General features: G+C 48.0%; 7 protein-coding genes and 1 pseudogene. 6 read left to right on the top strand and 2 right to left on the bottom strand.

Features of this window, described 5'->3' with window-relative positions:
- Together VIM87_RS30360 and VIM87_RS30355 are read left to right on the top strand one after the other, a co-directional pair.
- Nucleotides 1-1,247 (top strand): annotated as a pseudogene (locus VIM87_RS30360) (hypothetical protein); the annotation flags it as partial.
- Between the two features lie 27 nt (nucleotides 1,248-1,274).
- Nucleotides 1,275-2,048: an SDR family oxidoreductase gene (locus VIM87_RS30355; RefSeq protein WP_332000614.1), complete on the top strand. Its 774-nt coding sequence runs from the start codon at nucleotides 1,275-1,277 to the stop codon at nucleotides 2,046-2,048.
- A 4-nt stretch (nucleotides 2,049-2,052) separates the two neighbouring features.
- On the opposite strand, the gene VIM87_RS30350 is transcribed toward VIM87_RS30355, so the two are convergent.
- Both VIM87_RS30350 and VIM87_RS30345 read right to left on the bottom strand, forming a co-directional pair.
- A complete protein-coding gene (locus tag VIM87_RS30350) occupies nucleotides 2,053-3,117 on the bottom strand; it encodes a zinc-dependent alcohol dehydrogenase (protein ID WP_332000613.1) in 1,065 nt (354 codons plus the stop codon).
- A 30-nt stretch (nucleotides 3,118-3,147) separates the two neighbouring features.
- A complete protein-coding gene (locus VIM87_RS30345; protein WP_332000612.1) occupies nucleotides 3,148-3,378 on the bottom strand; it encodes a hypothetical protein in 231 nt (76 codons plus the stop codon).
- 417 nt (nucleotides 3,379-3,795) lie between these two features.
- Here VIM87_RS30345 and VIM87_RS30340 point away from each other — a divergent pair, with 417 nt between their 5' ends.
- From VIM87_RS30340 to VIM87_RS30325, 4 genes are all read left to right on the top strand, one after another.
- On the top strand, nucleotides 3,796-4,491 hold the full coding sequence (locus VIM87_RS30340) for a DUF2243 domain-containing protein (RefSeq protein ID WP_332000611.1): 696 nt from the start codon (nucleotides 3,796-3,798) through the stop codon (nucleotides 4,489-4,491).
- Between the two features lie 43 nt (nucleotides 4,492-4,534).
- Nucleotides 4,535-5,635, top strand: coding sequence for an L-dopachrome tautomerase-related protein (locus VIM87_RS30335; protein ID WP_332000610.1), 1,101 nt, complete (start codon nucleotides 4,535-4,537; stop codon nucleotides 5,633-5,635).
- 46 nt (nucleotides 5,636-5,681) lie between these two features.
- The gene (locus VIM87_RS30330) at nucleotides 5,682-6,719 is read left to right on the top strand and encodes a chemotaxis protein CheB (protein ID WP_332000609.1); all 1,038 of its coding nucleotides are present in this window, start codon (nucleotides 5,682-5,684) and stop codon (nucleotides 6,717-6,719) included.
- A 41-nt stretch (nucleotides 6,720-6,760) separates the two neighbouring features.
- The coding region (locus tag VIM87_RS30325) for a chemotaxis protein CheB (RefSeq protein ID WP_332000608.1) at nucleotides 6,761-7,962 on the top strand (1,202 nt) is incomplete at its 3' end.

The following is a 7,962-nucleotide window of genomic DNA, read 5'->3' as shown; positions in this document are numbered from 1 at the left end:
ATGTACATTTTGGCGATGATATTTACAACAACCTGAAAACCTTCTACAATGAAAAGCTGAAAACCATTATGCGCTGGCTGCCGGCACTGGAAAGCGAGCTCGATGGATCGGAAGAACAAAAATCGCCCAAGGTAATGGATGCCTGGTACCTGCACCACCCCTTGCTGAACCTGTCAAGACTAGCGCTGGATGGAGATAATGTGGCAAAGGAGCTGTTGCTGAATTCACTTGAATTTGCAATGAAAGTAGCCCATCACTTCAATTACCGCTGGCCCGTATTTTACAATATGGAAACCCTGGAAGTGGTAAAAGCCGAAACACAGCCGGGTGAAGGCGGCGAAAAGGATGTTGCCGGCGCATATGCGCACCTGATGCTGCAGGCCTGGGAACTAACCGGTGAAGAGCGGTATCTTGATGAAGCAAAGAAGGCTGCGCTTACACTGCAGGACTATGGCTTTGATATATTTTACCAGGCCAACAACACCGCCTTTTCAGCCGGCGCCATGCTGCGGCTGTACAAAGAGTGCAAAGAAGAAATATATCTTAAGCTGGCTTACCTGTGTATTGCTAACCTGTTCAAGAACGTAGCCCTTTGGCAATGCAATTACGGCTATGGCAAAAACTTTCCTAACTTCTTTTCACTATTCCCCCTCAATGATGCACCCTACACGGCTGTGTATGAAGAGCAGGAAGGTTTTTCCGCTTTACATGATTTCCTGATGCATGCAGAGGGCCTGGAGCTGCTGCCTGCAGTTACTTTATTAATACCGGAATTTATACGCTATACTCTAAGCCGGGCTGCATATTATTACCCGCCCATGTTACCAAAGGAAATGCTGGCAGATGAAGTTAAAACAGGCGAAGTAGATCCCAAGCTCTGGATTGCCCTGGAAGATATGCATGACGGCTGGGAAAAATCCGGCGGTGTTGGGCAGGAAGTATATGGATCAGGATTGGCCTTTGGGATAGTACCCCGGCATTATATAAAAATTAAGGACGCTTCATTTATGGTATTTATTGATTACCCGGTTACGGCGCAGCAACAAAACGGCAGGCAGCTAACCTTTAAAGTGCTGGGCAGTAAAAAGCTTAGCTGCTGTATGCGTATTATAACAGCCAACGGCGCACCGGCGCCGGAACTAAGCGTACTGGCAAACAATGAACCGGTAAAAAGCACCAGCGCCCCTGAAGGGCAGATCACTTATAATATACCTGGAAACCAGGAAGTAACCATTAACTGGAAATAAAATCTTCATCAAAAAAACTTAAGCTAAATGGAATCATTACAAACAGCAGCATACGGTGAACAATTAACCGGTACTGTTACCGGCCGCACAGTGGTTGTAACCGGCGGCACTACCGGCATTGGCCGTGCAACGGCAATATTGCTGGCACTGCAGGGAGCCGATGTGCTGATCGCAGGCCAGGACCCGCAGCACCTTACAGACACACTTAACAGTGCCGGGCAGGAAGAGCTGAAGGGAAGCCTTACCGGTATTACCACTGATCTTTCCACTGAAGAGGGGATCAATAAGCTCTTTAACGAAGCAGATAACCATTTTAAGAAACTGGACGTGCTTATAAATTGTGCCGCGCTGGCCTACCAGGGCATTGCAGACGGCAGCTATGCCGACTGGCAGAAAGTGGTTAACACCAATTTGCTTTCATACATGGCCTGTACACGCCAGGCTATTGACCGTATGCAGCCTAATAAAGAAGGCCATATCATTAACATTGGTTCCATGAGCGCAGATGTGCGTGAAAAGAACAGCTCTGTTTATGTAGCTACCAAGGCAGCTATTCAGGGCTTTTCTGAAAGTGTGCGTAAAGAGATCAATGAAATGGGCATTAAAGTAACGCTGATAGAACCAGGCGCAGTGGGTACGGATATGCAGCCCGTTAGCGTACCGGATCAGCGGCAAAAAGAAGAAGATCTTGAAATGCTGAAGGCGGAAGATATTGCGGCCGCAGTGCTATATACTATTATGCAGCCTAAACGCTGCGATGTAGTGGATATAAAAATACGGCCGCATTTACAGATCATTTAAGTCCTCAGATAGTAAGGGCTACAAAAACGGCGTGGGTGTGTTCTTTATCCTGCGCCGTTTCAAAGGCCTTATTAATATCGTCTATTGAAAAGCTGTGTGTGATAAGCTTTTTCGCGTTCAGCTTTCCTTTGGCTAACAAGTCCAGGCATATTTCCATTTCAGGGTAAATGTCGCGGAACGCATAGCTGGCGCTTGGTATCAGCTGGATCTCCGCCTTCTGGATCCGTTGCCATTCCAGCTCAATAGCGGTTTTTCCGGGCTCAAAACCACCTACTATCACTACCTTTCCGCCAATCCGGGTAAAGGTGGTTGCCTGCGGCAGGGTAACCGGCATGGAGGGGCCACCGGCACATTCAAAGGTTATATCCACTCCCCTGTTCTTCGAAAACTCCATCACCTCTTTATATCCATCTGTGTTCCGGGTGTTCACTACCACATCGGCGCCCAGCTCCTTTGCTAGTTTCAGGGATGAATCCACAACGTCCGTTACTATCACATCTGCGCCACAGGCTTTTGCAAGCTGTACCTGCCCCAGGCCAATGGGTCCGGCGCCAATAACGGCCACCTTATCATTTAATTTTATGCCGCTCAGGTTAATAGCATGCAGGCAAACGGAAAAAGTATCCAGTAAGGTTGCTTCTTCATAGCTCACATGATCCGGTAATTTGTAAAACTTTTCTGAGGGTCCTGTTACGTACTCCGCAAAGGCCTGCGAGATTGTTCTCATACGTACCTTGTACAGGTTCGGGCATAGGTTATATTGCTGTACCCGGCACCAGTCGCAGGTTTCATCGCCCAGCAAAGTTTCCACCACCACCCGGTCGCCTGGCTTCACATTGGTAACTTCACTGCCTACTTCGATAATTTCGGCTCCCAGCTCATGCCCCATGATCTTACCTTTCAAATGCGGATCATCTTTTTTCCAGTGCCGCAGGTCTGTGCCGCAGATCCCTGCTACCTTTACCCTGGCCAATACCCAGTGGGGATCTGTTATTTGAGGCCGCTCCACCTCTGCCAGTTCAAATTCTCCGTTCGCTGTTTTAAGCGCTGCTTTCATAGTTTCTGCCATACACTCTTTTATTTTATTAAATAATTATCATCATGTTGCCTTGCCTTTGAGCTCCCAATGATCCTTGATCAGCCCACCGTTGCGGTCATACTTTAAGGTGCGGGCATAACGTTCACCTCTGATATTACCATCCTCCATTTTTTTACCGATAAATAACAGGATGGCATTTCCCTTTTCATCTGTTTTGAATGAGAGATCATTCCCTTTAAACACCATATCTACCATGGTTGAGGGCGCATAGGGCTGGCCTAACTTTTTCACAAGAGCCGGACTTAGCTTCATACTTAATTTTTTAGTAGTCATACAACATACGGGCCAATGAAACGATGGTGCTATGTATTGCAACATGTTACTGCGGTGAAGACAGCTTACCCAAAAAAGGGCTGATCTTCTACGTGGAGCTGATCCTGTAACAAATTACCGGTTGCCGGTATCTTTCGTTTTCCTGCTGCTTTGCATAACTAAATAAACCACTACTGCTATTACTACAAAAACAAGCGCCAAAAGAGGTACTAACATACAAATAGGTTTAACTGTTATTAATTGATGACCGGGAGTATTGCCTTTACCTGCATCCCGTTGTTCATAAACAAAGTGCGTAAAATCGTGCCAGTGGATCCGGTCAACGCAGGGGCATAATAATTGTGCGCCTGACAAATACACTGATAAGCATCATCAATGAAAAAAGCATTCTTGTTAACAACCCTCTTAACCGGTATAAACAGTACCGGTTCAGCTTGTCCTTTCTGTAATAAAAAAGTCCTGGAAGGCATTTATAACAGCCAGTTCTACCCCAACCTGCTCACCATGCTGTCGGCCTTTATTGTATTAGCTGTGATCGTGGTTATTTTAGTAGCAATGGCTGCAAAAAGGCACCGGTACAGGCTGGCTGCAAACCCCGGTACGCCCATACTTTCCCCGGTTCCTTTAACTACGGCATCCATGGTGCTGGGCATTGGTATGGGCGGGTTTATGGATGGCATTGTTTTGCACCAGCTGCTCCAGGTACATGAAATGCTGTCCAACAAAATTCCCGCTACGGACTACACCGGCAAAAGCATTAACATGTTCTGGGATGGCATCTTCCATTTCTTTTGTATGCTGGTGGTGCTGGCAGGCATTATTTTAATGTGGAAGCTGCTTTCCAGGAAAGACATTGACCGTTCCGGGAAACTCTTTGGCGGCGGCCTGTTGCTGGGATGGGGGCTCTTTAATATTGTGGAGGGCCTCATTGACCATCAGCTCCTGAAATTGCACAACGTCATAGAATTTTCTGCAGATCATAATACCGGCAACTTTATTTTTTTAGGTGTTTCAGCAGTAATGCTCATCATTGGTTATGTATTGGTGAACCGTAAACACCAGCACCGGTAAGCGGTATCAGATCCATATTTTCTCAAACATAAAATGCTTAACTATGAACCGGAATTTCTCCGCAGTCTTACTTTTCATCATGCTCTCAGGCATCATTGCATGTAAGCATGAACCTTTCCCGGGTGGGGATCACCCCTCAAAGCTGGAGCTCGTTTTCAAAGACTCCGCCTATCAGTTAACCGGGGTGGCTAAGCAGCAGGGCGGCCTGTTGCTGGTAAACTATCCCCGCTGGTCTTTAAAGTATAAGCATGCAGTGGTGAGTGTGCAGGATACAACTCGCGCAACGCCTTACCCTGATGAAGCTATGAACAGCTGGCAACCCGGCACAGATGGCAGGAATAAATGGGTTTGTGTACAGTCCGTTTATGTAGATGATGATAACACCATCTGGGTGCTGGACCCCGCTGCGCCTTTCTTAAAAACCATCCAGGGCCAGGGCGCTAAGCTGGTTAAGATGCTGGGCAACGGAAAAATGCCTATGGAGATCTTTGACCTCAATGCAGTGCTGCCGGATACTGCTTATGCAAATGATGTGCGCATTGATGTAAGAAGGCAATTTGCTTATTTAACGGAATCCAAGGGCGGTGGCATTATTGTTATTGACCTGGCCACCCACCAGATGCGCCGGGTGCTGGCCGGCCACTACTCTGTGATCTCTGATCCGGCATTTAAGTTCATCATCGACGGCCGTGAGCTGATGAAGGACGGCAAGCCTGCTAAATTCAATTCAGATGGGATTGCGCTTACACCCGATGGTAAATGGCTGTATTATAAACCCCTGAGCGATGATAAGCTGTATCGTATAGAAACGCAGTATTTACGGGACTGGAACCTTTCCGGCAAAGCGCTTGAAAACCATGTTCAGGACCTGGGACATTTTTCAACTACAGACGGGATGATCTTTGACCGCAGTGGCAACCTGTATATGGGTGATCTGCAGCATTACCGCCTTTTAAAGATCACACCCAACCTTACCATGCATACTATTGTGCAGGATCCGCGGCTGATCTGGCCCGACAGCTATTCCATAGCCGGGGGATATCTTTATGTGAGCTGCTCGCAGATCCAGAAGCAGCCTGAGTACAATAACGGTATTGACAAGCGAACTTCACCGTATACCGTATACAGGATCAGGATCGACTAATAAACTACCCGCGGCCTTCCGGAACAATAATTGTGTTTTGCTCTTTATGGATCACAGACATATTATTGTTATGGGCGCTTCGGCCGGTGGCATTGAGGCTATTAAGCAAGTAGTTGAAGGCCTGCCCAGGGACCTCGAGGCATCTATCTTTATTGTATGGCACATGGCGCCGGATGTAAGGGGTATTTTACCGGATGTGCTGAATACATTGCAGGTGCTTCCCGCGGCGAATGCCATTGACGGGGAACCGGTCATACCGGGACGTATATACGTAGCCCCGCCTGACCACCATCTGATGCTTGAAAAAGATGTAGTGCGTATTTCACGCGGGCCAAGGGAAAACCGCTTCCGGCCTGCGGTGGATCCTTTATTCCGTTCCGCAGCTTTTGCATATGGCGCCAGTGTGATCGGCGTTATATTATCCGGTGCGCTGGATGATGGCGCAGCAGGGTCATGGACCATTAAACAGTGCGGCGGGCTGGCCGTGATCCAGGATCCGCAGGATGCGCAGGTGCCCTCCATGCCCCAGAAGGCCGCAGAAGCAATAAAAGCGGACCATATAATACCTGCAAGCCAGATGGGCAGGTTATTAGGCCAGCTGGTTAAAGAAGTAGTGCCGTCTCAAACACAGGATCATAATAAAGCTGCTGTATCCGAAATTAACATAGCTATGCAAAAGCAAACTTTCTTCAGTGACACCAGCGATCTTACTCCTTACACCTGCCCGGAATGTCATGGAGTATTATCTGCATTAAAGGAAGGGGATCGTATACGCTTCCGCTGCCATACCGGCCATGCTTTTTCTGCCGATACCCTTCTGGCCTCCATTTCAGAGAATATTGAACATGCATTATGGAATGCCATCCGCAATATCCGGGAAAGCGTACTGTTCCTAAATCATATGGGAGATCATTTTGCAGATGCGAACCAACCCAAGCTGGCCGCTGTTTATTTCAAAAAGGCAAACGAAGCAGAGCTCCGCGCTCAGGTGCTTTTACAAACAGTGCACACACATGAGTACATCAGTACCGACACGATCCGTGAAGAAGCGCTGCAAACAGGTGGTGATAATGCCGATAATTAATATATTGCAGTCAGCTACATAATTAAAACGTTGGGCATTTAATGAACCCGTCAAATTCAAATTTAAATAATGCGCTTGCAGGGCGGCCTGACCGCAATGATTTTTTGATAGTCGGGTTAGGAGCCTCCGCAGGCGGAGTACAGGCCCTCAAGGAATTTTTTGAGCATGTGCCTGCGGACACCGGCATGGCATACGTTGTTATTTTGCATTTATCGCCTGACTACGACAGCAAATTAGCGGAAGTGTTAAGGGCAATAGCTCATATACCTGTAACTAAAGTAACTGAAAAAGTAGCCGTGGAGCCGGATCATATTTATGTAGTGCCGCCTAACCGGCACCTGACCATGCTGGACGGGCATATCCTGGTTTCTGATAATACCGGGGAAAGCGACCGGCGTGCACCGGTGGATATCTTCTTCCGCACACTGGCCGAATCACATGGCCCACGGGCAGTATGCGTAGTGTTATCCGGCACCGGCGCCAATGGCTCTATGGGGCTTAAACGTGTAAAAGAAAACGGCGGCGCCACCTTTGTGCAGGTGCCCCGCGAGGCAGAGTTTAATGAAATGCCCCGCAATGCAATTGCAACAGAGCTGGTAGATGATGTGCTGCCGGTAGCAGCTATACCCAACAAGATCATTGCATACAAGGCAAGCCTGGATACCGTACAAATAACAGTGGAGGCCGATAAACGTCCTGAAGCACAGCAACAAGCCTTAAGAGAGATCTTTTCCCAGCTGCGGATGCGTACCGGGCAGGACTTTTCCAATTACAAACGGCCTACGCTGCTGCGCCGGATAGAAAGGCGTGTGAATATCCGCAACATGCCGGATCTTTCCACCTATGTTACCTATCTCCAGAAAAATCCCGAAGAAACCACTGCGCTGCTAAAGGACCTGCTTATCTCGGTAACCAATTTTTTCAGGGACCGTAAGGCTTTTGAAATGATAGAGAACGATATTTTGCCCCGGCTTATAGAGAATAAGCATGCCGAAGAACAGCTGCGTATATGGGTAGCCGGTTGTGCAACCGGAGAGGAAGCCTATTCGCTGGCCATGTTGTGTGCAGAAAGAACCCTGGGAGTTATTGACGCACCTAAAGTTCAGATCTTTGCTACCGACATTGATGAAGCGGCGATCGCTCATGCGCGGGAAGGCGTTTATACCCTGAATGATGCTGCAGATGTGTCGCCGGAACGCCTGCGTAAATTTTTTATACGGGAAGGCGAAGGCTACCGTATCAG

The organism is Chitinophaga sp. (assembly GCF_036569125.1).
GTDB lineage: Bacteria > Bacteroidota > Bacteroidia > Chitinophagales > Chitinophagaceae > Chitinophaga.
Note: the sequence above shows the minus strand (reverse complement) of the source record. Positions and strands in the feature narration are given on the sequence as shown.

Bases quoted from the DNA above. Each gene is read 5' to 3' on its own strand.
- VIM87_RS30355 (WP_332000614.1), top strand. From the start codon at position 1,275: ATGGAATCATTACAAACAGCAGCATACGGTGAACAATTAACCGGTACT.
- VIM87_RS30350 (WP_332000613.1), bottom strand. From the start codon at position 3,117: ATGGCAGAAACTATGAAAGCAGCGCTTAAAACAGCGAACGGAGAATTT.
- VIM87_RS30340 (WP_332000611.1), top strand. From the start codon at position 3,796: ATGAAAAAAGCATTCTTGTTAACAACCCTCTTAACCGGTATAAACAGT.
- VIM87_RS30335 (WP_332000610.1), top strand. From the start codon at position 4,535: ATGAACCGGAATTTCTCCGCAGTCTTACTTTTCATCATGCTCTCAGGC.
- VIM87_RS30330 (WP_332000609.1), top strand. From the start codon at position 5,682: ATGGATCACAGACATATTATTGTTATGGGCGCTTCGGCCGGTGGCATT.